This window comes from Yokenella regensburgei ATCC 49455 (assembly GCF_000735455.1).
In the GTDB taxonomy this organism is placed as follows: Bacteria; Pseudomonadota; Gammaproteobacteria; order Enterobacterales; family Enterobacteriaceae; genus Yokenella; species Yokenella regensburgei.
This window is the reverse complement of the sequence record NZ_JMPS01000074.1, coordinates 1-25,644: the sequence shown is the minus strand read 5'-3', so window position 1 is coordinate 25,644 and position 25,644 is coordinate 1. Positions and strand designations below refer to the sequence as shown.

The following is a 25,644-nucleotide window of genomic DNA, read 5'->3' as shown; positions in this document are numbered from 1 at the left end:
ATGTGGGAATTTATATCATTTTTTGGTGCCCCAGTGGGGTGAATTATTTTCAAATTCTAACTCTTTAGGATTAATAAAACTCGCCACCGCAGACTATTAAGGGGGCATCGAAATGGCTTCTTGATTTGACGCAAAAAATGTCAGGGTAGTGCTGTTAGTTTTCCCCGCGAAGTGATTGCCAATAACGAGGAAAACAATGGACGTCAGCCGCAGACAGTTTTTTAAAATCTGCGCGGGCGGTATGGCAGGAACCACGGTCGCGGCGCTGGGTTTTGCACCCAAAATGGCGCTGGCCCAGGCGCGTAATTATAAATTACTGCGCGCTAAGGAAGTCCGTAATACCTGCACATATTGCTCCGTGGGTTGTGGGTTATTGATGTATAGCCTGGGAGACGGTGCAAAAAACACCAGAGAAGCGATTTACCATATTGAAGGCGATTCCGATCATCCGGTCAGCCGCGGGGCGCTGTGCCCGAAAGGCGCGGGTCTGCTTGATTATGTGCACAGCGAAAACCGCCTGCGCTACCCGGAATACCGCGCACCAGGTTCGGATAAGTGGCAGCGTCTTTCCTGGGATGAAGCCTTTACCCGCATCGCGAAGCTGATGAAAGCCGACCGTGACGCCAACTTCATTGAAAAGAACGAGCAGGGCGTTCAGGTGAACCGCTGGCTGTCCACCGGGATGCTGTGCGCATCGGCCGCAAGTAATGAGACCGGTATGCTGACCCAGCGCTTTGTGCGCTCGCTCGGTATGCTGGCGGTAGACAACCAGGCGCGCGTCTGACACGGACCAACGGTAGCAAGTCTTGCTCCAACATTTGGTCGCGGTGCGATGACCAACCACTGGGTTGATATCAAAAACGCCAACGTCGTGGTGGTCATGGGCGGCAACGCCGCTGAAGCCCATCCGGTGGGTTTCCGCTGGGCGATGGAAGCGAAAAACAACAACGATGCGACGCTTATCGTTGTCGACCCGCGCTTTACGCGTACGGCGTCAGTGGCCGATATCTATGCGCCGATCCGTTCCGGTACCGACATTACCTTCCTGTCGGGCGTTTTGCTGTACCTGATTCAGAACAACAAAATCAACGCCGAGTACGTCAGGCATTACACCAATGCTGGCCTGCTGGTGCGCGATGATTTCAGCTTCGACGATGGTTTGTTCAGCGGCTATGACGCCGAAAAACGGCAGTACGACAAATCCTCGTGGAACTATCAGTTCGACGAAAACGGTTTTGCGAAACGCGACGACACCCTGAGCCATCCGCGCTGCGTGTGGAACTTGCTGAAACAGCACGTTTCCCGCTACACGCCGGACGTGGTCGAAAATATCTGCGGTACGCCGAAGTCTGATTTCCTGCGCGTGTGCGAAGTGCTGGCTTCAACCAGCGCCGCAGACCGTACCACCACCTTCCTGTACGCGCTCGGCTGGACGCAGCACACCGTCGGGGCGCAGAACATTCGCACCATGGCGATGATCCAGCTGCTGCTCGGCAACATGGGGATGGCCGGTGGCGGGGTGAACGCCCTGCGTGGACACTCCAATATCCAGGGGCTGACCGACCTTGGTCTGCTCTCGACCAGCCTGCCGGGCTACCTGACGCTGCCGTCAGAAAAACAGACGGATCTGCAGACCTATCTCACGGCCAATACGCCGAAAGCAACGATGGCCGATCAGGTGAACTACTGGGGGAACTATCCGAAGTTCTTCGTCAGCCTGATGAAATCGTTCTACGGTAACGAGGCGCAAAAAGAAAACAGCTGGGGCTTTGACTGGCTGCCGAAGTGGGATCAGGCCTACGACGTCATCAAGTATTTCAACATGATGGATAAAGGCGCGGTCACCGGTTACTTCTGCCAGGGCTTTAACCCGGTGGCGTCGTTCCCGGACAAAAACAAGGTGGTGCGCAGCCTCAGCAAGCTGAAGTACATGGTGGTTATCGACCCGCTGGTTACGGAAACCTCTAACTTCTGGCAGAACCACGGTGAGATGAACGACGTGGACACCGCTTCGATTCAGACCGAAGTGTTCCGCCTGCCGTCGACCTGCTTTGCGGAGGAAGACGGCTCAATTGCCAACTCCGGACGCTGGCTGCAGTGGCACTGGAAGGGCGGCGAGCCGCCGGGAGAAGCGCGCAACGACGGCGAGATCCTCGCTGGCATTTACCATCGTCTGCGCGAGATGTATCGCACCGAAGGTGGTAAAGGGGCAGAGCCGCTGCTGAAAATGCGCTGGGCGTATAAACAGCCGGATAGCCCTGAATCGGAAGAAGTGGCGAAAGAAAACAACGGCGTGGCGCTGGCGGATCTTTACGACGCCAACGGGGTGCTGGTGGCGAAGAAAGGCGAGCTGCTGAGCAGCTTTGCGCTGCTGCGTGACGACGGTACCACGGCCTCATCCTGTTGGATCTACACCGGCAGTTGGACCGAAAAAGGCAACCAGATGGCCAACCGCGATAACGCCGATCCGTCAGGACTGGGTAATACGCTGGGCTGGGCCTGGGCATGGCCGCTGAACCGCCGCGTGCTGTACAACCGCGCCTCCGCCGATCCGCAGGGTAAACCCTGGGATCCGAAGCGCATGCTTATCCAGTGGGACGGCGCGAAGTGGTCTGGCAACGATATTCCTGACTTCAATACCGCCGCACCGGGTAGCGCGACCGGGCCGTTCATCATGCAGCCGGAAGGGCTGGGGCGTCTCTTTGCCATCGATAAGCTGGCAGAAGGGCCGTTCCCGGAGCACTACGAGCCGATGGAAACGCCGCTCGGCACTAACCCGCTGCACCCGAACGTGGTGTCAAGCCCGGTAGTGCGTCTGTATGAAGAAGATGCCATCCGTATGGGCAAGAAGGATAAATTCCCGTACGTGGGGACCACCTATCGTCTGACCGAGCACTTCCACACCTGGACCAAGCACGCGCGCCTGAACGCCATTGCTCAGCCGCAGCAGTTTGTGGAAATCAGCGAAACGCTGGCAAAAGCCAAAGGTATTGCCAACGGTGACAGCGTTAAAGTCAGCAGCAAACGTGGCTTTATTCGCGCGGTGGCGGTGGTGACCCGTCGTCTGCAGGCGCTGAACGTTAACGGTCAGCAGGTGGAAACCGTCGGTATTCCGCTGCACTGGGGCTTTGAAGGGGTCGCGCAGAAAGGCTATCTCGCCAATACCCTGACGCCAAACGTCGGCGATTCCAACTCGCAAACGCCGGAGTACAAGGCGTTTCTGGTTAACATCGAGAAGGCGTAAGGAGCGAAATTATGTCAATGGAAACACAGGACATCATCAAGCGCTCCGCCACCAATTCGGCCACGCCCGCCCCGCGCGCGCGTGACTACAAAGAGGAAGTGGCGAAGCTTATCGATGTCTCCTCCTGCGTGGGCTGCAAAGCCTGCCAGGTGGCCTGCTCGGAGTGGAACGATATCCGTGATGAGGTGGGGCACTGCGTCGGGGTTTATGACAACCCGGCGGATCTGAGCGCCAAGTCCTGGACGGTGATGCGCTTTAGCGAAACCGACCAGAACGGCAAACTGGAGTGGCTTATCCGCAAAGATGGCTGCATGCACTGTGAAGATCCGGGCTGCCTGAAGGCGTGCCCGTCTGCCGGTGCCATCATCCAGTATGCCAACGGTATTGTCGATTTCCAGCAGGATAACTGCATCGGCTGCGGCTACTGCATCGCCGGCTGTCCGTTCAACGTGCCGCGCCTCAATAAAGAGGACAACCGGGTGTACAAATGCACCCTGTGCGTCGATCGCGTTAGCGTCGGCCAGGAGCCAGCGTGCGTGAAAACCTGTCCGACCGGGGCTATTCACTTCGGCAGCAAAAAAGAGATGCTCGACGTGGCCAACGAGCGGGTTGAGAAACTCAAAGCACGCGGTTATCAGCAGGCCGGGCTTTACAACCCGCAGGGCGTGGGCGGTACGCACGTGATGTATGTTCTGCATCACGCCGACAGGCCGGGGCTTTATCATGACCTGCCGAAAGATCCGCAGATCGACACCAGCATCAATCTGTGGAAAGGGGCGCTGAAACCGCTGTCGGCGGTCGGATTTATCGCCACCTTCGCGGGCCTGATTTATCACTACATCGGAATTGGCCCGAACAAGGAAGTGGATGACGAGGAGGAAGATAAGCATGATGAATAAATCGAAGATGATCGTGCGCACGAAGTTTATCGATCGCGCCTGTCACTGGACGGTAGTTATCTGCTTCTTCCTCGTGTCGCTGTCGGGCATTTCGTTCTTCTTCCCGACGCTACAGTGGCTGACGGAAACCTTCGGGACGCCGCAGATGGGGCGCATTTTGCACCCGTTCTTCGGCGTGGTTATCTTTATCGCGCTGATGTTTATGTTTGTGCGCTTTGTGCATCACAACATCCCGGATCGTCAGGACATTCCCTGGCTCAAGGGCATTGTTGAGGTTCTGAAGGGCAACGAGCATAAAGTGGCGTATGTCGGTAAATATAACGCCGGACAGAAGATGATGTTCTGGACCATCATGAGCATGATTTTTGTGCTGCTGGTGACCGGCGTGATTATCTGGCGACCGTATTTTGCCCACTACTTCCCGATTCAGGTGATCCGCTACAGCCTGCTGATTCATGCGACCTCGGCGATCATTCTGATCCACGCCATCCTGATTCATATGTATATGGCGTTCTGGGTGAAAGGCTCGATTAAAGGCATGGTTGAAGGGAAGGTGAGCCGCCGCTGGGCGAAGAAACACCATCCGCGCTGGTACCGTGACGTTGAGCGTATGGAAGCCAAAAAAGAGAGTACGGAAGGAATTAAGTAAGTCAGTTGCCGCCGGGATTGTCCGGCGGCGCTTTTGTTTTCAGAACTTCTCAGCAACAAAGCGGAACGGGTAGTTGGTCGGTTTCACCTTACCAATTTTGCGTTTTGGTAACTCTACCGGATCAACGTGGATTTCTTTGTACGGGATCTGCGTCAGTAGGTGCGAAATAATATTTAACCGCACCCGCTTTTTGTCTTCCGATCGCGCGACGAACCACGGTGCCCAGGCGGTGTCTGTGGCGGCAAACATGGCGTCACGCGCCACGGTGTATTCGTCCCATAAATTGAATGATTTCACGTCCATCGGTGAAAGTTTCCAGATTTTACGCCCGTCGTTGATGCGATCGCGCAGACGACGTTCCTGCTCTTTAGGCGTCACCTCCAGCCAGTATTTCAGCAAGATTATCCCGGCGTCGACCATCGATTTCTCCATTACCGGGGCACCATCCAGAAACTTTTCCACCTGCTCCGGGGTACAGAACCCCATCACTCGTTCCACCCCCGCGCGGTTGTACCAGCTGCGGTCAAAGATAACGATTTCCCCTGCGGAAGGCAGATGCGGCACGTAGCGCTGGAAGTAGAGCTGGGTTTTTTCTTTATCGGTCGGTGCGGGAAGCGCAACCACGCGAAAGACGCGGGGGCTGACGCGCTCGGTGATCGCTTTGATAGTGCCGCCTTTACCGGCGCCGTCACGGCCCTCAAACACAATGCAGACTTTCAACCCTTTACTGACGACCCACTGCTGCAGCTTCACCAGTTCTACGTGGAGCCGGCGCAGCTCTTTTTCATACTCTTTGGTTTTAAGCGGAGGCTTTTTTACGACATCAACAACGACGCTGGCTTTCTTCTTACTGACCATGATTGTCATCCTCTTATTGTCCGGTCGCGGCAGGGGGCCGTACTTTGAAGTGTAATCTACCTTGCGCGGGCAAGCATGATTGCCGGGAAGAGGGGATAAAAAGCCGCTCCATGAAAGGAGCGGCAAAGCAATGCTAGACGAATTTTGCCAGCGGATCGGCGGCGGCGAAGGCCACTTCCCGGTCGGCTTTTGGCGGGTAAATCAGCTCATTGGTAATGGCGATTTTCAGCTTTTTGGCTTCTTCTCGTACCAGTTTTACCTCCTGCTCCCAGCCCTCGGTATACACCGCCCCCCAGCCGCCGAGATCGAGGCAGGTTACGTAGTTCACCTGACGATACGGCAGCGGTGCAATGCCGAGCAGGCTGGCCGCCGCGTTGTGACCGGCAAATTTACCCAACTGAATGGCGTGCTGGCAGGTCATCAGAGCAACGTTGCCTGCATCGTCGGTTCTGGCGTGTGCCATATCACCGGTGGCAAAGATATCCTGCTGACCCGCAATCTGCAGGTTTTCATCGACGATGAAACGACCCTGCGCGTCGCGCTCGGCGTGGAGTTGCTCGCCAAGGCTGCTGGCTCGTACCCCTGCGGTCCAGATTACCGTGGAGGAGGCGATGTCTGTGCCGTCTTTCAGCGTCACGCCGTGTTGGGTGATGCTTTCTACTTCGCTATTGAGCATCCACTCGATACCGAGGCTATCAGACGCCTCACGAATGGTGTCACGCAGCGCTTCGCTGTAACGTCCGCCAATCACTGAACCTCGTTCAACTACGATTATTTTAGTCTTTGTATCATCACCAAAAATCTGGCGCAGACGAGCAGGAAGCTCTGTGGCCAGCTCGATGCCGGTAAAACCGCCGCCGCACACTACCACGGTATTACGCGCTTCGCTTTCCGGCTGTTGCGGCAGCGACTGAAGATGTTTTTCCAGCACCTGGGCACTGGCGAGCTGGTCAATGTCGAAGGTGAATTCATTGATGCCATGAACGTTTGCACGCTGGGTGTGGCTGCCGCTGGCGAGGATCAGACGATCGTAGTCAACGTGTGTTATCTCCTGCAGAGAATTGCGATACCAGACAATTTTCTCTTTTTCATCAATGCGTTCAGCGTAGCCTTCAAGATAGTTAACGTTAAGCTCGTCGAACAAAGGCTGCAGCGGTGCCACCAGGGAAGCTACGTTATCTTCATAAAAACGCGGACGCACGCGCAGCTCAGGCTGCGGCGAAAGTACGGTAATTTCCAGCGTGTCGTTCTGATTAACCCACGCCAGACGCGCGGCGCTGACGGCGGCCCACATTCCGGCAAAGCCGCTACCGACGATAAGAATACGTTGTTTCATGAGAGATCCTTTTTTGACTTAAGGCGTGTGCTTTTGAATTAACACGGACTATACTAGTCGGAGTTAACTCCGACAAGTTTTTTCTGAGTTAAAATCTGTATAATGCGGCTGACAGTCGACAAGCGGAGTTTTTTATGGCGTTTTACAGTTCCGGCGTGGAGTACGGGATCCACAGCCTGATGTGCATGGTGGATGCGCGGGGAGAAGCCCGCGAAATGAGCGTGCGCGAGATGGCCGAGCTGCAGGGTGTGCCCTATGACTATCTGGCGAAGATTTTTACCCGTTTGTCGCGCGGGGGGCTGGTTTCCAGCAGCGAAGGTAAGGGCGGTGGCTTCAGACTCGCCCGTGCCGCGGAGCTTATCACCGTGCTGGATGTGGTTCACGCCATCGACGGCGAGAAGAATATGTTTGAGTGCCGGGAAGTGCGCCAGCGGCTGGCGCTGTTTGACGAACAGCCACCGGAGTGGGTGTGCGATGGTCCCTGCGGCGTGCGTTCAGTTATGGACAGCGCACAGCAGCGCATGGAAGAGGAGCTGGCTCGCCACACTATTCTCGACCTGGCGCGCAAAATGTATCGCAAAGCGCCGGACACCTTTGTGGTGGAAGTGCAGGAGTGGATCGCTGACCGACGGGTCGGGAGATAAGGCGGCGACTCGCGCCGCCTTGTGTTATTGCCCTACAGTTTTGCCGTTAACTGCGCTATCTCCTCCCGCCACTGCGCCTGCAGCGCGGGTTTCTGATGCTTCGGCTTGCGGGCCAGATCGTCGGCAAGCCGCGTCTCCAGCTCAACGAGCCGCTCCAGTAACTGCTCTTCATGATGAACCTCCGCGGTCTGCGCGGTGATGCTGGTTATCGTGTCGCGGACAGCCGGCGTGCTCGCGTCACGCAAACGTGCATATACGGCATCAAGGTCGTGCCATTCCGTCAGTTCGCCGTTCTCAATCAGCCAGAAGCGATTGCAGCTCTGGCTGATTAACTGCCGATCGTGACTCACCAGCAGGACGCCGCCCGCATACTGTTGCAGCGTTTCTGCCAGCGCCTCTTTGCCCTCCATATCGAGGTGGTTAGTCGGTTCGTCGAGCATCAGCAGGCTGTAGCGGGCGAGAGATAACCCGACAAACAGCAGCCGCGAACGTTCGCCGCCGCTGAGGGTGCTGATTTTCTGGCCGTGACGCGCCCATGGGAACCCGGCACTGATTAACGCCATTTTGCGCGCCTCCGGTGCAGGAGCAAAGCGCTCCAGCGCGTCAAACAGCGTGTCATCATCAGCCAGCTGATGCAGGGTCTGGTCGTAGTATCCGAGGTTTACGCGCGGGTGGATCTTAAGCTGTTCGCCGTCACCGTTCGGGTAGTGCTGCCAGATATGCTTCAACAGCGTCGATTTACCGAAGCCGTTACGCCCCATTATCGCTACCCGATCACCACTTTTCAGCCGTGCCAGCGGGGCGGTAAACAGGGAAGGGACATGAGGTGCCGGAGAAACGCTCAGCGCCTGCATCTCCAGCAGCCGGTCGGCACGCAGCGCATCGCCGTGCAGCTGTAGCTGCCAGTGCGTACCTGCCGTAACCTCGGTCTGGCTCTCCTTCAGACGGTCAATCTGCTTTTCCATCTGTTTGGCTTTTCGCGACAGGTCTTCGTTGTCGTACACCCGTCCCCAGACGGCAAGCCGTTTGGCGCTGGCGGTGATACGGTCAATCTCCTTTTGCTCGGCATTGTGCCGCTGGGCGTCGCTCTCATCCTGGACCGTCAGCGCCTGGCGTGCGGCGCTTGCGGGCAGGGAAAAGCCGTGCAGGGTGCGGTCGCGCAGGATCCAACTGCCATTAGTTACAGCATCCAGTAACTGGCTATCGTGGGAAACCAGTATGAAGCTCCCCTGCCAGGTTTTCAGGAAGTCTTCCAGCCACAGGAGGGTCGGCAGGTCGAGGTGGTTGCTGGGTTCGTCAAGCAGCAGCAGGTCCGGCTGGTGCATCAGCGCCCGCGCCAGCAGCAGGCGAGTGTGCTGACCGCCGCTGAGGCTTGCCGCCGGCAGTTCCCGGTCGCTGTCGCGAAAACCCATTTCTGCCAGCAATGCTTCTGCCCGCCAGCGCTGACTCTCGCGCTCAGCCGTTGGCAGCTGCGCGCAGACGGCGTCAATGAGCGTCAGAACCAGAACGTCGTCCGGTAAATGCTGCTCCACGCGCGCCATCAGACAGTGACTGGCCAGCGCCACGTTGCCCGATGTCGGGGCGACACTGCCGTCCAGCACCTTTAGCAGCGTACTTTTGCCGCAGCCGTTATAGCCAATGAGGCCCAGCCGATCGCCTTTTTTCAGGGTGAAAGAGATGTCAGAAAACAGCGGACCAAAAGGAGTGTCCACGTGCAGAGATTGTGCAGTTAGTAATGTGCTCATTGCTTACTCAAGAGTTACAGGCACAGCTGTGCCTCGTCAAACATCGCTGACGATAACCCGGTAAGCCCGAGAGAAGGGATTAAAGGTGTGTTTCTTCGCTCAAGCCAAAGTTATCGCAGCACGATACGGATAACGCTTGAGCTGGCACGATCGCCAAATGTATGTGAAACATTGAAAATTTCACAGTACAGCATGGGGATCCTCCTTATATATTCAGTAAGTTGACAGGTGAGTGCAGTGTAGCGTGATGAATGGGGTTTCGCCACCCCTGAAATCAGCTCAACCGGTTGGCCGCGCGGGTAAAGCTTCACTCCCGCGCGACGACGATAAGCGACCAGATTGTTGACAGACTTTTTCAGCATGGCGCTCCTCTGGAGCGCCGCTTTGGTCAGATAGAAGTACGGCGGTAGCTGCGGTATTCCGGCAGCCAGAAGTTTTCATCAATCGCCTGCTGCAGCGCCTCGGCAGAGGTTTTCACCGCAACACCCTGCTGCTGAGCCATTTTACCCACCGCAAAGGCAATCGCCCGCGACACGGTTTTGATGTCTTTCAGCTCTGGCAATACCAGACCTTCGCCGTTATTCACCAGCGGTGAATGCTTGGCGAGGGTTTCGCTTGCCGACATCAGCATCTCGTCGGTAATGCGTCGGGCACCGGATGCAATCACCCCAAGGCCAATACCCGGGAAGATATAGGCGTTGTTACACTGGGCGATAGGGAAGACTTTGTCCTTCCACACCACCGGCGCAAACGGGCTGCCGGTAGCGACCAGCGCATTGCCATCGGTCCAGTTGATGATGTCCTGCGGGGTGGCTTCAACGCGCGACGTCGGGTTGGAAAGCGGCATCACGATCGGACGCGGGCAGTGCTTGTGCATCTCGCGAATGATCTCTTCTGAGAACAGCCCGGTCTGGCCGGATACGCCAATCAGAATGTCCGGTTTCACATTACGCACAACGTCTAACAGCGACAGCACGTCGTTCTGGCTATCCCAGTTGCTCAGGTTCTCGCGTTTCTGCACCAGTTTGGTCTGGAAGTTAAGCAGATTTGGCATCTGATCGGTCAGCAGGCCGAAACGGTCAACCATGAATACCCGGGCGCGGGCCTGCTCTTCACTCAGACCTTCACGCTGGATCTGGGCGATGATCTGTTCAGCGATACCGCAACCGGCGGAACCGGCGCCGAGGAAGACGATTTTCTGCTCGCTGAGCTGGCTACCGGCGGCACGGCTGGCGGCAATCAGCGTCCCGACGGTGACCGCCGCAGTTCCCTGAATGTCATCGTTGAAGGAGCAAATCTCGTCGCGATAGCGGGTCAGCAGCGGCATCGCGTTTTTCTGCGCAAAGTCTTCAAACTGCAGCAGTACATCCGGCCAGCGCTGTTTCACCGCCTGAATGAAATCATCGACGAACTGATAGTATTCGTCGTCGGTAATACGCGAGTGACGCCAGCCCATATACAACGGATCGTTCAGCAACTGCGGGTTGTTGGTCCCCACATCCAGCACTACCGGCAGGGTGTATGCCGGGCTGATTCCGCCACAGGCGGTATAGAGGGAGAGCTTGCCGATAGGAATGCCCATCCCGCCGATCCCCTGATCGCCAAGGCCGAGGATACGCTCGCCGTCGGTCACCACAATCACCTTGATGTTGTGGTTCGGCACGTTTTGCAGAATATCGTCCATGTTGTGACGGTTTTCATAAGAGATGAACACCCCGCGCGAGCGGCGATAGATCTCCGAGAAACGTTCACAGGCGGCACCCACGGTCGGGGTATAGATAACCGGCATCATCTCTTCAAGATGATTTCCCACCAGGCGATAGAACAGGGTTTCGTTCGTATCCTGAATATTGCGCAGGTAGATGTGTTTATCGATTTCGGTTTTGAAGCCCTGATACTGGATCCAGGCGCGCTCGGCTTGTTCTTCAATAGTTTCCACGACTTCTGGCAGCAGGCCGAGGAGGTTGAAGTTGCGACGCTCTTCAATACTGAAGGCGCTACCTTTATTCAGCAGCGGGAATTCCAGCAGAACCGGGCCTGCGTAGGGAATATAAAGAGAACGGTTTTTCTTATGATTTAATAACATCTCACTCACTCCTTTGTCATCACTCCAGTCCCGGCAGGTGAGGCTGCCTCAGGCTGGCGGGTACAGCGGCGGGCAAAGTATAAAGCAAGTGCTGTCAAAAAGGGGAAATGGCGGTCTTAAGAAAATAAAAAAACACCATCTTCCAGGAAGATGGTGTCGGTCACGATTCAGGCAAACTTATTTTGCGCGGCGCTTACGTCCGGTGGCATGTGCGTGGTTGACCTGGGTTTCCTGGCCGCCTTCGCGTACCACTTTCGTCTGGTTAGACAGTTTGTAGCTCAAGCCGAGAATATGACGTGCTTTACGGTTCGATTTCATTGTTACTCCTCAATCCTGTTGCTGGTTTCAAGGACTAGCCCGGAAAAAACCGGACGAAATTAACCACATACGCATCGATTAATTTTGATGCAGTACTGATACTCGGTCATATCAGGCGAAATAGCAAACCACAAAACTGAATCCAGGAATGTTTACCAGGCCATTTCGCCTTTGTTTACCTTCGCACTCAGCTCAAGCGAACTTTCTTCTTTAAGCTGTGGGTACTGCTGCTTCATGGTTGCAATGACGCCAGCTGCGGTTTTCTGTGATTTCAGCGCCTGCTCAAACTGGGTCAGATACTCGCTGGTGAAGGTGATGGCTTTGTCACCCTGCGGCAGTTCACCCAGATAGTGGCCCGGGATCACTTTTTGCGGGTGCAGGGCCGCCATGCCTTTCAGCGTTTCGCGCCAGTCTTTACGGGATTCAACCGACTGAGTATCAGCCGTCCAGACATGAATACCTGAAGCAACGCCGGTACCGCCGAGGATGGTTTTGTTACCCGGGATCCAGACATAAGCGGCGTAGCTTTCCGGCTGTTTAATTTCTACCGCTTCACCATCAATACTGAAGTGGGTGCTGGCAATCGGCTGAGGGGTGTACAGCACCTGCGGCGCGCCGTCTTTCATCTGCGGGCCCCAGTAGGTCAGCTTAGCTTTGCTGGTTTCTTTAATGTGATCGACCACTTTCTGGGTAGCGACAATCTTCGCTTCCGGGAAGGCTTTTACCAGCGGCTCGAGGCCGAAGTAGAAATCAGGGTCACCGGAGGTAATGACGATTTGCGTCAGTTTCTTACCGCTTTTACGCACCATCTCTACCAGTTTTTCGCCGTCTTTCACGTTGAACTGGGCATCAAACAGCACCGCTTCGTGCGGGCCGCTCACAAGCGTAGAAGAAACCGGAAAAATACCGTTTTCCTGTGGGTTGTAGGTTTCCAGTTTCAGCGGAGCCGCCATAGCGGTGGTAGCAAAGGTCGCGGTCAGCAGGGCCAGAGTTGTCAGTTTCATGTTCGTTTCTCATTGTCAGGTGAATGAGCGTTATTGTACGGAAAATCTCATTTGCCAGAATTCCTGAAAAAGGAGATGCTGAGTTTCATAAATCGAGCAGATGGAGAGCAAAATGGACCGGATTATCGCTGCACGGGTTTACAATCGGATCTGTGAACTGGGGAGCCTCAGCGCGGCGGCGCGGGCGCTGGGCATGTCGCGCCCGATGGTCAGCCGTTATCTGGAACAGATGGAACAGTGGGCAGGAACGCGGCTCATCCATCGCTCGACGCGCAAACTCACGCTGACGGCAGCCGGTGAAAATACTCTGCAAAAAACGCGTAGCCTTCTTCGCCTGTCTGAAGAGATAGAAGGGCAGAACCAGCGCAGTACTCCCTCTGGTACTCTGCGCGTAGCGTGCGCACATTTCACCGCCATGCATCTGGTTTCTCCGTTATTACCTGATTTTCTAGGTCGTTACCCGCAATTACGCCTCGAACTGGATATTAACAACCATCCAGTGAGCCTGGTGGGTGAGCGTATCGATGTGGCGATTCGGATAACCAACGATCCTGAGCCAGGCGCTATTGCGCGCCGCCTGGGCGTATGCCACTCGGTGCTTTGTGCTTCCCCTGCGTACCTGCAGCAGCACGGCGCCCCACAAACGCCGCAGGATCTTACGCAGCACAACTGCCTGCACTACAGCCATTTCACCGCGCCTTCATGGCACTTCAGCGATGGTTCAGGGGAGTCGGTTTCCGTTAGTGTAGGTGGAAATCTTGGGGCAGGGATCTCTTCATTACTGCTGGAAGCCGCTGTGGCGGGATGCGGTATTGCGATGTTACCGGAAATAGAAGCACACCTGGCGCTGGAGCGCGGTTTGCTGCAGCCGCTGCTGTCAGGCTGGTTGCCGAGAACGCTGGCTGTTTATGGCATCTATATGTCCCGGGACTATCAACCTGGTGGATTACCGTTATTTCTTGATGAGGTGCAGCGCAGGTTGACGCTATTAAGTGGGGAATAAGATATTGACTGTTGCTTACATATATTTACAGATGAAGATCTGGCTTCGCTGAATATAAATTATACCATTCCTTTTTATTATTCATTGGCTGACTTTTTAACATAGCAGCTTTCTTTTTCTTAATCCTAAATCGAAGCTAAACCGCAATTATATAATGCATTTTGTTATAATTTTACATATTTATTTAAACCTTCAATAAACAACTGTTTCGCCGCAGTTTTTATTTTTTATAGCAATCGCTATATTCGCCTCGCTTTATGCAGTATCTCGTTTGGCGAGGCTCCTGTACAAACATAGGTTACTGATCTGACGACATCGAGAGATGCCCAAGGTTAGGACAGGCTTTATCGGATTAAGGTTCAGCCCAAAGTAACTTCCAGTTATCTGGATACGTTGTATAGTGCCAAAACCTGTACGTGGAGATAGATTTATCTGCACCCCTGCTCTGGTTTACCGCCCTCGTGATGCTCGGTTAATCCGTTAAACATCTTGCGAGGTTTTTATGACCCCATTAGTACTTAACCATCCGCGTGCGGATGATATCAGCGAATACATGACTCAGGATTACGTCAGCCTGCGTGCCAGCATGACCATTGCGGAAGCGCGCAATACTCTGTTGTCACAAATTACCGACGAGCGTATTCCTTCCCACGTTTGTGTTACCACCGAAGAGGGTTTTTTACACGGTGTATTATCAGTAAAAGAATTGCTGAGAATGAATGAAGCAGATGAATTTGTGCGTGGCATTGTGAACCGCAAATTTATATCTGTAAAACCAGAAGACGATCGCACTGATTTTTGCGATATGTACGTTAAACATCCATTGACGTTTTTCCCGGTCCTCAAGGACGGTATTATTGTTGGTGTATTGGGTGAAAAAGAAATTGCTCACCTGGTGCGCGATGAGAATACCGAAGATGCACAGCTGCAGGGGGCATCGTTACCGCTGGAAAAGCCTTATCTGGAAACCAGCCCCTGGGAGCTGTGGCGTAAACGTAGCGTCTGGCTGTTATTACTGTTTGTGGCGGAAGCCTATACCGGTACGGTATTAAAGGCGTTCGAAGAACAGCTTGAGGCGGCCATCGCACTAGCGTTCTTCATTCCACTGCTGATTGGTACCGGTGGTAACAGTGGTACGCAGATAACCTCCACCATCGTCCGTGCCATGGCCCTGGGAGAAGCCAACCTCAGTAATCTTGGCCGCGTCATACGCAAAGAGGTCTCTACCTCGCTGCTGATTGCGATAACGATAGGTGTTGCCGCGTGGATCCGTGCGTGGATGATGGGCGTGGGTGTTGAAATAACCATCGTCGTCAGTCTGACCCTGGTGGCTATCACCATCTGGAGTGCGATTGTTTCCTCTATTATTCCCATGCTGTTGCAAAAAGTACGTATTGACCCGGCGGTGGTTTCTGCACCCTTTATTGCCACCTTTATTGATGGCACCGGTCTGATTATTTACTTTAAAATTGCCCAATATACGTTGGGTATTTAAGTTAAATTGCCGCCGCACGCGCGGTGGGGCGGCCACCTCAATTAATCATCCAATTAAAGCAGCCTGGCTGCTTTTTTTAATTAAAAAAAGCAAAAATATTGTTACACCTTTCCTGTGGTTTAACGAATCTGTGAATGAAATTTTAAAATAAAGTAAAAGTGAGTTAATATATAGCTTCACACTTCACTTTTGCGATGCGATATCATTATCATGCCTGCAATTAAAAAGACTATTCTGTCGCTGACTTCATTGGCTATGCTGGTAAGTTCAGCCACCTACGCTAATGCTGAAACCACACAAAAAACCGATTTCCTGCTGATTGGCGGGGGAATTATGAGCGCCTCTCTGGGCACCTGGCTGCAGGAATTACAGCCGGAGTGGAAACAGGTGATGGTTGAAAAGCTCGACGGTGTTGCTCTGGAATCCTCAAACGGCTGGAATAACGCCGGGACCGGTCACTCGGCGAATATGGAACTGAACTACACGCCGGAACGCCCGGACGGTTCCATCGACGTGAGCAAAGCGCTGGATATCAACGAACAGTTTATGATCTCCCGCCAGTTCTGGTCAGCGCAGGTCAAGCGCGGCATTCTGAACGATCCTCACGCTTTTATTAATTCTACGCCGCACATGAGCTTTGTCTGGGGCGATAAAAACGTCGATTACCTCGGCAAACGTTATGCTGCGCTGCAGCAGACCACGCTGTTCCAGGGTATGAAATTCTCCACCGACCATCAGCAAATCAAACAGTGGGCACCGCTGGTGATGGAAGGGCGCGACCCGCAGCAGAAAGTTGCAGCAACCTGGACGCCGGTGGGTACCGACGTTAACTACGGTGAAATTACCCGTCAGCTGATCGGTAGCCTGAAAAAGAGCAACAACTTCAGCCTGGAAACGTCTGCTGAAGTGACCGAATTCAAACGTAACGACGATAACTCCTGGCACGTCACCATTCAGAACGTGAAAAGCGGTGAAACCCACGCGATTGATGCGAAATACGTGTTTATCGGTGCCGGCGGCGGCGCGCTGAAGCTGCTGCAGAAAACCGGTATTGCCGAAGCGGACAACTATGCAGGCTTCCCGGTGGGTGGTTCCTTCCTGATGACCGAAAACCCGGAAGTGACCAAACAGCACCTCGAGAAAGTGTATGGTCAGGCGTCTGTGGGCGCTCCGCCGATGTCGGTTCCGCACCTCGATGCCCGCTTTATCGACGGTAAACGTGTGGTTCTGTTCGGACCATTTGCAACGTTCTCCACCAAATTCCTCAAAAACGGTTCATTCTTTGACCTGCTGAGCACCACGACCACCAGCAACGTTATGCCTATGACCGACGTCGGTCTGGATAACTTTGATCTGGTGAAATACCTGATTAGCCAGGTCATGCTGAGCGATGAAGACCGCTTCGCGGCGCTGAAAGAGTACTATCCGGCCGCCCGTCAAGAGGACTGGAAGCTGATTCAGGCCGGTCAACGCGTGCAGATCATCAAGAAAGATGCCGAAAAAGGCGGGGTACTGAAACTGGGTACCGAAGTGGTGGTAGATAAAGAGAAAACTATCTCCGCGCTGCTGGGTGCGTCACCGGGTGCCTCAACTGCCGCGCCGATCACGCTGAACGTGCTGAAGCAGATGTTCCCGCAGCAGTTCAACTCCCCGGAGTGGCAGAGCAAGATCCATACTATCGTGCCGAGCTACGGTCAGAAGCTGAACGGCAACGTGGCGCTGACTCAGCAGGTATGGGACGACACCGCTGCCACGCTGCAGTTGACCAAACCGCCGGTTCTGCAGATGAACGCGCAGCCGCAGGCAGCGATCCCCCAGGCGAAGCCGATGGAATCCTCCCCGCAGCACGACATGGCGCTGTAAAAACCGCAGAAAAAAAGCACTACGCCCTTGCAGAAATGCAGGGGCTTTTTCTTTAAACATCCACTTTCCACTTCCCCTCAGTCGCGACCGGATACATTGTTGACGTGAATCAATCTGCCCAGGTTGGTTTAGTGTATTTTTTGAATCTATCAAAAATAGTTTAAATCAGTCTAAACCAGCGGCATCCTGTCCAAAAAATATTGTCGAATACCCGTGCCAGGCATCCTGCTATGTTTACCAGACATAGGAGTGTTACCCGTTATGTCTCAACATCTTACTCCCGGTTATTGCGCGCTTTGTCGTTCCCGTTGCGGTACTCTGAACGAAATCAAAGATGGTCGCCTGATGGCAGTACACCCCGATCCTGAGCACCCTACCGGCGGGGCGGTCTGTATGAAAGGGCGCGCGGCGCCTGAACTCATCTACAGTGAAAATCGTATTCTCTGGCCGATGCGCCGTACGCAGCCAAAAGGGGCGGCGGATCCAGGCTGGCAGCGCATTAGCTGGGAAGAGGCACTGAATGACATTGCTGCGAAGCTGACTACCTTCAAAACGGAAAGTGGGGCGGAATCCGTTGCTTTCTCGATAACCACCCCGAGCGGGACGCCGATTATCGACAGTACCGAGTGGATTGAACGCTTTATTCGCCTCTACGGCAGCCCGAACACGTGTTACAGCGCCGAAGTGTGCAACTGGCACAAGGACGGGGCGCATATGTTCACGTTTGGTTGTATAACCCCGGCCGCCGACTACCGCAACGCCGAACTTATTATGCTGTGGGGCAATAATCCGTCGTCTACCTGGCTTGCTCAGGCAAATGCGATTGGCGAAGGGCGTAAAAAGGGAGCGCGTCTGCTGGTCGTTGACCCGCGCCAGAACGAACTCGCCCGCGATGCGGATCTGTGGCTTAACGTGAACCCCGGCACCGACGTGGTGCTGGCGATGGGCTTAATCCGCCAGTTGCTTGAGGCGCAGGCCTATGATGACACCTTCGTCAGAACCTGGACCAATGCGCCGCTGTTAGTGAATAACACTACCGGATTCTTCCTGCGCGAGCAGGATCTCGATGCCAGCGCCAAAACCAATCATTATCTTCTCTGGGATGCGTTCGACAACCAGCCACGAGCCTGTACCGATACGCTTGCCGGGGATGAGGCGTTCTATCAGCGTGCGGCGCTGGCGGGGGAATACGTTATCACCCTGGCTGACGGGCAGAAGGTAAGCGTCTCTCCCGCGCTGGAAAAACTACGCCAGGCCACCTCGCAGTACACGCTGGATTATGTCAGTGACATCACCGGCGTGTCGGCAGAAAAACAGCTGGCCGCGGCAACGCTTATCCGTGGCTCATCACGTATTGCTTATCATGCCTGGATTGGTATCGCCCAGAGCCAGAATGCGACCCAAACCGAGCGGGCGATTGCTGTCCTTTATGCGCTGACCGGCGCGTTTGATACCGAAGGTGGCAACCGGATTTACAGCAAACCGCTCTGCAACGTCATGAACCCATTGTCGTTATTGCCTGAAGCCCAGCGTCAAAAAGCACTGGGGGTGAAGGAGCGCCCGCTGGGGCCACCGGCCAGCGGCTATATTGCTACCGCTGATTTGCAGCGCGCGGTGCTGGAAGGGGTCCCCTATAAAGTGCGAGGGCTGTTCTGCTTCGGGTCGAACATGCTTTCAAGCCACGGTAACGTAGAAACGGGTATCGAAGCCCTGAAGGCGCTGGAGTTTCACGTTCATTGCGATCATTTTGAAAATCCAACCTCTCGCTTTGCAGATATTCTGTTGCCTGCGAACACATTGTGGGAGCGTGAAGCGCTGAAGGTGGGTTTTGAAATTTCCGCGCGGGCGGATTCTCACGTCCAGCTGCGCCCGCAGCTGGTGAAACCGCGCGGTGAGTCGCTGGCGGACTATGAGATAGCCTTCCGCCTGGCCTGCAAAATGGGTATGGGTGAGCACTTTTTTAACGGCGATATTGAAGCCGGATTCAATCATATTCTGGCACCGAGCGGCCTGACGATGGCGATGCTGCGCGCCGAACCTCGCGGCATCAATCTGAATCTGTCAAACCATGAGCGTAAATACGCCCTGCATGATGCAGAGGCTGCTCGCCCGCGCGGGTTTGCGACCGAAACCGGGAAAGCGGAGATCTACAGTGAAAAGCTGTTGCGCCACGGTTACTCTCCGCTGCCGGTATTCCTGGAAGAACAGCCGCACAGCGATGACTTCCCGCTGCGCCTGACCACCATGAAAAATCCGCTGTTTTGCCATAGCCAGCACCGTCATCTGGTCACTTTGCGCCGTAAATCACCGGATCCACAAGCGATCGTCAGCCGTGCCCTGGCACAGCAGCAGGGGATTGCTAACAAAGACTGGATTGAAGTCAAAACCCCCTCCGGAACCGGGCAGTTCCGCGCCAGAATTGATGATGCCATGAACGATGATGTGGTGGTGGCAGAATACGGCTGGTGGCAGGGCTGCGCCGATCTGAATCTCCCGGAGCGCCCGGTTTATGGCTCCGGTGCCAGCAACTATAACGGTTTGTGCAACTACCAGCGCGTGGATGCCATTAGCGGCTCGGTGCCGCTGCGTATGATGCACTGCTCGGTACGCCGTACCGCTGGTGCGCTCGCCTGGCCGGGGGAGAAACGTTTTATCGTAAGCCAGGTGATTAATGAAACCGCAGGGGTGAAAAGCGTCAGCCTGGTACCCCTGGACGGTACGCCACTGCCGCAGTGGCAGCCGGGCCAGGCGGTACTCATCCGCGTGTTCCCGAAAGATATTCCGCAGGGCATTTGCCGGGCATATACCCTCAGTAACGCGCCGGGTAATGCCCAACACTTTACGCTGTCAGTTCGCCTGCAGCCGCAGGGGCAGATGTCGGGTTGGATCCACCAGCAGCTGCAGCCTGGCGATGAAGTGATGCTGACGGCGCCGGACGGTAATTTTGTGATCCCGGCGCAGAGCAAGGCCCCGGTGGTGATGATTGCCGGCGGTATTGGGATCACCCCGTTTATGAGCTTCCTGTCTTCGCTGGAGCCCGATACCGAGGGGGCCTGTCTGTGGCTCTATTACGGTAACCGTAACGGCCAGAGCCATGCCTTCCGCGAGCAGCTGCAGATGCTGGAGCAACGGCTGCCGCGCCTGCGGATTGTGAATGTTTACGACACTCCCCTGGCATCCGAGCTACCGGGTGAAGATTATCAGCAGAAAGGGATGATCAACGCTGCAATGTTCGATGAGGCGCTGATCTCTCAGCGCGCCCGTTTCTATCTCTGCGGCCCGGAAGCCATGACCCGGGCGCTTGAAAATGGGCTCAGGGAGCGGGGTGTTTTTGCCTTTGATATCTTTAAGGAGCAGTTTGCAGCACCTAAACCACGCATCACGTCGCACAAAACCCACCACAAAGTGGTGTTCGCCCGGTCGGGCGTTACCGTTGACTGGACTCCGGCTGCCGGGACGCTGCTGGAACTGGGAGAAAAACATAAGATCCGCATGGCCGGAGGCTGTCGCGCCGGGCAGTGCGAATGTTGTGCGGTGAAGTTGACCGAAGGGGCGGTAGAGTCACTCGGTGAATCTGATAATCGTGGTGACGGCACTTGTCTTGCCTGCCAGTGTATTCCTGTCAGCGATATTGTTATTGATGCCTGACCGATCGCCACGTTTTACCCTGTGAAATCCAGCTGGTAAAACGTGGCAGTCCTTTGTTCGCCATAAGGATGTAGCTTGCGTGGCGGAAAACTTCAGTATCCTCCCAAATGTTTTGCTCCTGATAGCGATTCTCTTCGTGCCGATAGGGCGCTTCAACCCATAATTTGCGTAAATATGTTCCCGGCGTTGTTTTGATATACAGCAATTTTCCATCCTTTAAAAACAGAGTGATGCGATATTTCTTTGACCAAAATCAATAAATGATAATTATTCTCGATTAGATGTAACGATCAATTTCATTATGTTTAATTGATAAAATCGATTAATAATGATTTATCGATCGATTATATTGATCATAAGGGGCTATGGCAGTAACATAGGTTCACCAGATGTACATATTTTGCTGTTTTTTCCGGCAGTACAGATGTAACGCAGGCGCATCTGGTAAAGGGTATGAACTAATCCCGACGATAAGACGAACAAGGAGATGTGATGCGTGTTGAACGATCAAGGATGGCGAGCGATGCCGTCGCGTTTGCAGGGGTGCGATGTGTTCAGAATGAAGGGATGTACCAGCTGACGGCGGGATATGCCGCCAGCCATCTTCTCCCTTTCTTTCATATCAGTGATAAACGCGATTGCCGCATCAGACCGACCACCGTCACCTCGCTTCTCGTCTGCTGCCCCCCTTGTTCGTCGGGGATTGTGGCCTGGCTGAGCGCACTGCTTCCGGTCTGTGATGTCGCTACCGGGCGGGTGGTAATGCTTCTCGACGACCGCCAGTCCTGGCAGAGCCGTCTGGCACATCGTCTGTTCTGTGCGCCAATGAGTGTCGTCCATGACCGTGACCCGGCGGAGTACATCGCCAGCGCGCTTTGCACGCCGCCTGTGGTTCGCCGGTCGCGGACCGGTTCAGTCTGGCTTTCGGGGCAGGAAAAATGGGTTCTGAGCGGTTATCTGCAGGGCGAACCGGCAGGGGTACAGGCTCACAAGGCTGGGCTGTCTGTTAAAAGTATCTACCGACTTCGAAAAAGCGGGCTGGCCAGATTGGGCATGAAAAATATTAACGACCCTGGTCCTGCTGAATATTAAGCCGATAATATAGTGTGAATTAATATTTTCTTGAGACAAGTAACTTCCTGGTAATAACGAAAAGGAAGGCCATTTCTTGCCTTTGGTTTGTTATTAAAAGTACTGCAAAAATACACCTTATAATTAAAGGAGGAATATCTGTTATCCCTGTATTATCCCTGAGGGCCTGATGTTTATCGTGTTTACTTAGGGAGTTATCCAGCAGAAATAATAAAACCTGTAATTTTGTCATTAAGGCCAATATTATGTTGAAAAAAATGATGCTAATGAGTGCCGTGGCAACCCTATGCACTGGGCTGTCATCGGTGTATGCCGCAGACCCGACGCCAGATCCGTCACCGGGCGTCGTCGACCAGGGGAGTGGGAAGGTAGACTTTACCGGCTCGGTCATTGATGCACCCTGTTCAGTCGATGCTAACGACGGGAAACCTGTTGATCTCGGCAGTACTTCACTCCAGTCCCTGAAGGATGGTGTAACGAACCCGAAAAGCTTCAACATTAACCTGAAAAACTGCAATATTGGCGATGCCACGAAGTCAAAAACGGTATATATCACCTTTACTGGCAGCGGCGCCTATGAGCCTACGGGTAATAATCCCAATATTCTGGGAGTGACCGGATCGGCGCAAAACGTCGGGATTATTTTGCAGAATGGTTCCTCTCAGCAAATTACGCTGGGAAAAACGTTCCCCGTCCGCGAAATTAAGAACGGCAACCAGGATCTTCCGTTTGCAGCCTATGTGACACGGGTTGGAACTGCAGACCCCGTTCCGGGACAATTCTTCAGTACCGCTAATTTTACGCTGACCTATCTGTGATTCGGATCCGGAGCAGGAATATATGGTACGTGTCGATATGTCATCACCGTCGCTGTATTTCCTGCCCGGTTTTTTCCTTCTTTTTATGCTGGCGACTTCCTCTGCGGTCAGGGCCGTGGAGTTTGATACCGACATGCTGGATGCCAAAGACGCGCGTAATGTTGATTTTTCCCGTTTTAGTACAGCAGGTTATGTCATGCCCGGACGCTACTCGTTGACCATTGTCCTGAATGACCGTCGACTGGGCACGCAGAACGTGGATGTCTACCCTGAGGGTGCTGAAAAATCAGACACGCCGACGGTCTGCCTGACCGCCGGGATCATAGATCTGCTGGGACTACGTCGGGCTGAGCGGGCCAGGCTGGACGCATGGCATCAGAATCAATGTATTAGCCTGGCTGCGCTTCAGGGAGAGAGCATCCGTATCGATCTGAGCCAGGCTGAGCTCAACATCACGCTACCTCAGGCGTATCTTGATGAACGCAATCCGGACTGGGATCCGCCTTCCCGCTGGGATAACGGCATCCCTGGTGCGTTTATCGATTATAACTTCAGCACGACGGTGAACAAGCCGGAGCAGAGTGCGTCCGAAACCCGTGCAGACGTGTTTGGTACCGTGGGAGCTAACGCTGGTGCATGGCGCTTCCGTGGCGATTATCAGGGCACGATGTCTCGTGAATCGGGCAGGGAGGAGCAGCGTGATTTCCGTTGGGCGCGGTTTTATGCCTACCGTCCCCTCCCGTCCTTGCGCGCGCGCGCGACGTTGGGGGAAGGCTACCTTGATACCGAAATCTTCGAGTCCTGGCGCTATACCGGGTTCGGTATCTCCAGCGATGATGCCATGTTGGCACCCGATCAGCGGGGGTATGCCCCAGAGGTCAGTGGAATAGCCCATACCAATGCCAGAGTCATTATTTCACAGCAGGGACAGGTCATCTACCAGAGCACGGTGCCGGCAGGGCCTTTCCGGATTCAGACGCTGAGCTCAGTATTAACCGGCAAGCTGAACGTCAGGGTAGAGGAGCAGAACGGAGAGGTTCAGCGCTTTGACGTGGATGCCAGCGCCGTTCCCTATCTGACTCGGCCTGGACGTTTACGTTATAAAATCGCCGCCGGCCGGCCTTCCCGGGACAATCATCGTCTGCGCGGCCCCCTGTTTACCATGGCGGAGTTTTCATGGGGTGTCACCAGTGCGTGGACGCTCTACGGCGGAAGTACACTCTCAACCCTCTACCAGGCAATGGCTATTGGTGTAGGACGCGATCTGTTTGGTTTCGGGGCGCTGTCTGCGGATGTCACCCAGTCACTAGCTCGTTTGCAGAACGGAGAGCGGGAGGCCGGAAAGTCATGGCGCGTCAACTATTCAAAATACTTTTCCTCGCTGAACGGAGGCATAACTTTTGCCGGCTACCGGTTTTCTGAGCGTAATTTCTTGTCGATGGATCAGTTTCTGAGCCTGCAGGACCACCCGCAGTCTCTGCAGGGACGCAGCAAATCAATGTATAATGTAATGATAAATAAAAGTTTTTCTGGTGCAGGTGTTAGCATGTACCTCAACTACAACCATCAAAACTACTGGGATCGTCCCTCCACCCGCAGCTATACCCTGACCGTCAGCCGCCTGTTCGATCTGTTCAGCCTGAAACACCTTGCGCTCAGTCTCTCTGCTACCCGAACACAGTTGGCCCATCGCCGCGACGACATGCTTTTTGTCAGTCTCTCCCTGCCGCTGGAACAAGGCACTATAAGCTACGACCTGCAGCGTGATGGCCGCTCCCTGACGCAAAGCGCATCCTGGCTTCGGACCGTGGACGCGCACAACGCCTGGCGGCTGACCGCCGGAGGAGGCAGTGGATCCACGGCACCGGCATTTGTGAGCGGTTATGTCAACCATACCGGCGACTGGAGCGAGATGTCCCTGACCGCAGCCTGGTCCCACGACAGATACCAGGCCGCTGGATTGACGCTGCAAGGTGGGTTTACCGCCACCGCCCGGGGGCGGCGCTGCATCCGGGTAACGGTAACGGTGGAACCCGACTGATGGTTGATACATCTCCGGCGGGGAGCATCCCGGTTAATGGTGGCGAAATCGTCACCAACCGGTGGGGAAAGGGGGTTCTGACCAATCAGAGCAGCTACTACCGCCTGCATACCCGCATTGATGTCGATCGTCTGCCGTCGGGTGTGGAGGTGCAGGACCCCGTCAACGATGCCACCTTGACGGAGGGCGCTATTGGCTACCACCGATTTGCCGTCCTGAAGGGATGGAAGGGAATGATCACCATCGACCGGCGCGGAAAACTGCCGCCGCCTTTCGGGGCCAGCGTACAGGATGACGGGGGGCGGGAGCGGGGGATCGTGGGAGACGGTGGTCAGGCCTGGGTTGCCGGCCTTCGTGAAGGCGAACGGCTTCGGGTCATGTGGGATGGAAAGACCCGATGCCGGCTGCGCGTTCCCGCAAGCATTGCCAGGGGTCTGGACACGCTAATTTTACGCTGCATTCAATAACCATAATCACAGGATAAAACAACATGAAACTCAGAGGGCAGGTGATTTCTGCGGCATTGGGTGGTGCTTTGTGGCTACTTGGGCCCACGGCTGACGCCACGGTCACCCCTGATCGTACACGCGTTATCTTCGATGCCGGTCAACCATCGCTCAGTCTTACGGTGATTAACGACGACCCGACTAGTCCGGCGCTGGCGCAGGCCTGGCTGGAAAACGAAAAAGGCGCCAGAACAGGGCTTCCCCTGGCCGTCGTTCCACCGGTGCAACGCCTGGAAGCTGGCGCCCGCAGTCTTGTCAGGATCACCGCACTCCCGACGGCATCAACACTCCCAGCCGACAGGGAGAGTCTGTTCTATTTTAACCTTCGCGGTATTCCCCCGCGTGCGGACAAACCCAACGTCCTGCAACTCGCAGTGCAGACCAGAGTGAAGCTC

Annotated in this window: 19 protein-coding genes, 1 pseudogene and 1 riboswitch; of the genes and pseudogenes, 13 read left to right on the top strand and 7 right to left on the bottom strand. The window is 54.8% G+C overall.

Annotated elements, in window-relative coordinates:
- Positions 1–196: 196 nt before the first annotated feature.
- The 3 genes from fdnG to fdnI are packed head-to-tail and all read left to right on the top strand — an operon-like array spanning position 197 to position 4,792.
- Positions 197–3,244, top strand: a complete 3,048-nt coding sequence (fdnG, locus tag GYRE_RS19260; RefSeq protein WP_112471405.1) for a formate dehydrogenase-N subunit alpha — start codon at positions 197–199, stop codon at positions 3,242–3,244.
- Positions 3,245–3,255: 11 nt separating this feature from the next.
- Positions 3,256–4,143, top strand: coding sequence for a formate dehydrogenase subunit beta (gene fdxH, locus GYRE_RS19255; protein WP_038257622.1), 888 nt, complete (start codon positions 3,256–3,258; stop codon positions 4,141–4,143).
- Positions 4,136–4,792, top strand: a complete 657-nt coding sequence (gene fdnI, locus GYRE_RS19250; RefSeq protein ID WP_038257643.1) for a formate dehydrogenase-N subunit gamma — start codon at positions 4,136–4,138, stop codon at positions 4,790–4,792. Before fdxH ends, fdnI begins: the two co-directional genes overlap by 8 nt.
- Before the next feature lie 39 nt (positions 4,793–4,831).
- Here the strand turns inward: fdnI and ppk2 are convergent, their stop codons facing one another.
- Together ppk2 and GYRE_RS19240 are read right to left on the bottom strand one after the other, a co-directional pair.
- Positions 4,832–5,650 (bottom strand): polyphosphate kinase 2, encoded by an 819-nt coding sequence (gene ppk2, locus GYRE_RS19245; RefSeq protein ID WP_038257620.1) that lies wholly within the window; start codon positions 5,648–5,650, stop codon positions 4,832–4,834.
- Between the two features lie 133 nt (positions 5,651–5,783).
- On the bottom strand, positions 5,784–6,986 hold the full coding sequence (locus GYRE_RS19240) for an NAD(P)/FAD-dependent oxidoreductase (RefSeq protein ID WP_038257619.1): 1,203 nt from the start codon (positions 6,984–6,986) through the stop codon (positions 5,784–5,786).
- A 134-nt stretch (positions 6,987–7,120) separates the two neighbouring features.
- Between GYRE_RS19240 and GYRE_RS19235 the strand changes: the two genes are divergently transcribed.
- Positions 7,121–7,630: an RrF2 family transcriptional regulator gene (locus GYRE_RS19235; protein WP_006819930.1), complete on the top strand. Its 510-nt coding sequence runs from the start codon at positions 7,121–7,123 to the stop codon at positions 7,628–7,630.
- A gap of 32 nt (positions 7,631–7,662) precedes the next feature.
- Here the strand turns inward: GYRE_RS19235 and GYRE_RS19230 are convergent, their stop codons facing one another.
- The 5 genes from GYRE_RS19230 to GYRE_RS19215 all read right to left on the bottom strand — a co-directional run bounded on the left by GYRE_RS19230 (position 7,663) and on the right by GYRE_RS19215 (position 12,783).
- A complete protein-coding gene (locus tag GYRE_RS19230) occupies positions 7,663–9,375 on the bottom strand; it encodes an ABC-F family ATP-binding cassette domain-containing protein (RefSeq protein ID WP_006819931.1) in 1,713 nt (570 codons plus the stop codon).
- A 110-nt stretch (positions 9,376–9,485) separates the two neighbouring features.
- Positions 9,486–9,737, bottom strand: a complete 252-nt coding sequence (locus GYRE_RS24650) for a hypothetical protein (RefSeq protein ID WP_146748684.1) — start codon at positions 9,735–9,737, stop codon at positions 9,486–9,488.
- Positions 9,738–9,763: 26 nt separating this feature from the next.
- Complete coding sequence (locus tag GYRE_RS19225; protein WP_006819933.1) at positions 9,764–11,461, bottom strand: NAD-dependent malic enzyme; 1,698 nt, start codon at positions 11,459–11,461, stop codon at positions 9,764–9,766.
- A 177-nt stretch (positions 11,462–11,638) separates the two neighbouring features.
- Positions 11,639–11,779: a stationary-phase-induced ribosome-associated protein gene (gene sra / locus GYRE_RS19220; protein WP_006819934.1), complete on the bottom strand. Its 141-nt coding sequence runs from the start codon at positions 11,777–11,779 to the stop codon at positions 11,639–11,641.
- A gap of 152 nt (positions 11,780–11,931) precedes the next feature.
- Positions 11,932–12,783 carry a Vmh family MBL fold metallo-hydrolase gene (locus GYRE_RS19215; RefSeq protein WP_038257618.1) on the bottom strand — a complete coding sequence of 284 codons (852 nt, stop codon included), beginning with the start codon at positions 12,781–12,783 and terminating at the stop codon, positions 11,932–11,934.
- Positions 12,784–12,895: 112 nt separating this feature from the next.
- Here GYRE_RS19215 and GYRE_RS19210 point away from each other — a divergent pair, with 112 nt between their 5' ends.
- The 9 genes and pseudogenes from GYRE_RS19210 to GYRE_RS19170 all read left to right on the top strand — a co-directional run.
- Positions 12,896–13,786, top strand: coding sequence for a LysR family transcriptional regulator (locus GYRE_RS19210; RefSeq protein WP_038257641.1), 891 nt, complete (start codon positions 12,896–12,898; stop codon positions 13,784–13,786).
- A 259-nt stretch (positions 13,787–14,045) separates the two neighbouring features.
- A riboswitch (M-box (ykoK) riboswitch) is annotated at positions 14,046–14,215 on the top strand.
- A gap of 73 nt (positions 14,216–14,288) precedes the next feature.
- Positions 14,289–15,281 (top strand): magnesium transporter, encoded by a 993-nt coding sequence (locus GYRE_RS19205; RefSeq protein WP_006819937.1) that lies wholly within the window; start codon positions 14,289–14,291, stop codon positions 15,279–15,281.
- Positions 15,282–15,491: 210 nt separating this feature from the next.
- On the top strand, positions 15,492–17,144 hold the full coding sequence (gene mqo / locus GYRE_RS19200; RefSeq protein ID WP_112471404.1) for a malate dehydrogenase (quinone): 1,653 nt from the start codon (positions 15,492–15,494) through the stop codon (positions 17,142–17,144).
- A gap of 261 nt (positions 17,145–17,405) precedes the next feature.
- Positions 17,406–20,792: a molybdopterin-dependent oxidoreductase gene (locus tag GYRE_RS19195; RefSeq protein ID WP_038257614.1), complete on the top strand. Its 3,387-nt coding sequence runs from the start codon at positions 17,406–17,408 to the stop codon at positions 20,790–20,792.
- Between the two features lie 492 nt (positions 20,793–21,284).
- Positions 21,285–21,884: a hypothetical protein gene (locus GYRE_RS19185; protein WP_146748685.1), complete on the top strand. Its 600-nt coding sequence runs from the start codon at positions 21,285–21,287 to the stop codon at positions 21,882–21,884.
- Positions 21,885–22,129: 245 nt separating this feature from the next.
- Positions 22,130–22,702: a fimbrial protein gene (locus tag GYRE_RS19180; RefSeq protein WP_006819944.1), complete on the top strand. Its 573-nt coding sequence runs from the start codon at positions 22,130–22,132 to the stop codon at positions 22,700–22,702.
- A 22-nt stretch (positions 22,703–22,724) separates the two neighbouring features.
- Positions 22,725–24,892 (top strand): annotated as a pseudogene (locus GYRE_RS19175) (fimbria/pilus outer membrane usher protein); the annotation flags it as partial.
- Positions 24,893–24,976: 84 nt separating this feature from the next.
- Positions 24,977–25,210: a FimD/PapC C-terminal domain-containing protein gene (locus GYRE_RS25355; protein ID WP_428837394.1), complete on the top strand. Its 234-nt coding sequence runs from the start codon at positions 24,977–24,979 to the stop codon at positions 25,208–25,210.
- 23 nt (positions 25,211–25,233) lie between these two features.
- The coding region (locus GYRE_RS19170; protein ID WP_038257609.1) for a fimbria/pilus periplasmic chaperone at positions 25,234–25,644 on the top strand (411 nt) is incomplete at its 3' end.

Excerpts from the sequence above, each read along its gene's own strand:
- fdxH (WP_038257622.1), top strand. The coding sequence starts at position 3,256 with ATGTCAATGGAAACACAGGACATCATCAAGCGCTCCGCCACCAATTCG.
- fdnI (WP_038257643.1), top strand. The coding sequence starts at position 4,136 with ATGAATAAATCGAAGATGATCGTGCGCACGAAGTTTATCGATCGCGCC.
- ppk2 (WP_038257620.1), bottom strand. The coding sequence starts at position 5,650 with ATGGTCAGTAAGAAGAAAGCCAGCGTCGTTGTTGATGTCGTAAAAAAG.
- GYRE_RS19240 (WP_038257619.1), bottom strand. The coding sequence starts at position 6,986 with ATGAAACAACGTATTCTTATCGTCGGTAGCGGCTTTGCCGGAATGTGG.
- GYRE_RS19235 (WP_006819930.1), top strand. The coding sequence starts at position 7,121 with ATGGCGTTTTACAGTTCCGGCGTGGAGTACGGGATCCACAGCCTGATG.
- GYRE_RS19230 (WP_006819931.1), bottom strand. The coding sequence starts at position 9,375 with ATGAGCACATTACTAACTGCACAATCTCTGCACGTGGACACTCCTTTT.
- GYRE_RS24650 (WP_146748684.1), bottom strand. The coding sequence starts at position 9,737 with ATGCTGAAAAAGTCTGTCAACAATCTGGTCGCTTATCGTCGTCGCGCG.
- GYRE_RS19225 (WP_006819933.1), bottom strand. The coding sequence starts at position 11,461 with ATGTTATTAAATCATAAGAAAAACCGTTCTCTTTATATTCCCTACGCA.
- sra (WP_006819934.1), bottom strand. The coding sequence starts at position 11,779 with ATGAAATCGAACCGTAAAGCACGTCATATTCTCGGCTTGAGCTACAAA.
- GYRE_RS19215 (WP_038257618.1), bottom strand. The coding sequence starts at position 12,783 with ATGAAACTGACAACTCTGGCCCTGCTGACCGCGACCTTTGCTACCACC.
- GYRE_RS19210 (WP_038257641.1), top strand. The coding sequence starts at position 12,896 with ATGGACCGGATTATCGCTGCACGGGTTTACAATCGGATCTGTGAACTG.
- GYRE_RS19205 (WP_006819937.1), top strand. The coding sequence starts at position 14,289 with ATGACCCCATTAGTACTTAACCATCCGCGTGCGGATGATATCAGCGAA.
- mqo (WP_112471404.1), top strand. The coding sequence starts at position 15,492 with ATGCCTGCAATTAAAAAGACTATTCTGTCGCTGACTTCATTGGCTATG.
- GYRE_RS19195 (WP_038257614.1), top strand. The coding sequence starts at position 17,406 with ATGTCTCAACATCTTACTCCCGGTTATTGCGCGCTTTGTCGTTCCCGT.
- GYRE_RS19185 (WP_146748685.1), top strand. The coding sequence starts at position 21,285 with ATGCGTGTTGAACGATCAAGGATGGCGAGCGATGCCGTCGCGTTTGCA.
- GYRE_RS19180 (WP_006819944.1), top strand. The coding sequence starts at position 22,130 with ATGTTGAAAAAAATGATGCTAATGAGTGCCGTGGCAACCCTATGCACT.
- GYRE_RS25355 (WP_428837394.1), top strand. The coding sequence starts at position 24,977 with ATGATCACCATCGACCGGCGCGGAAAACTGCCGCCGCCTTTCGGGGCC.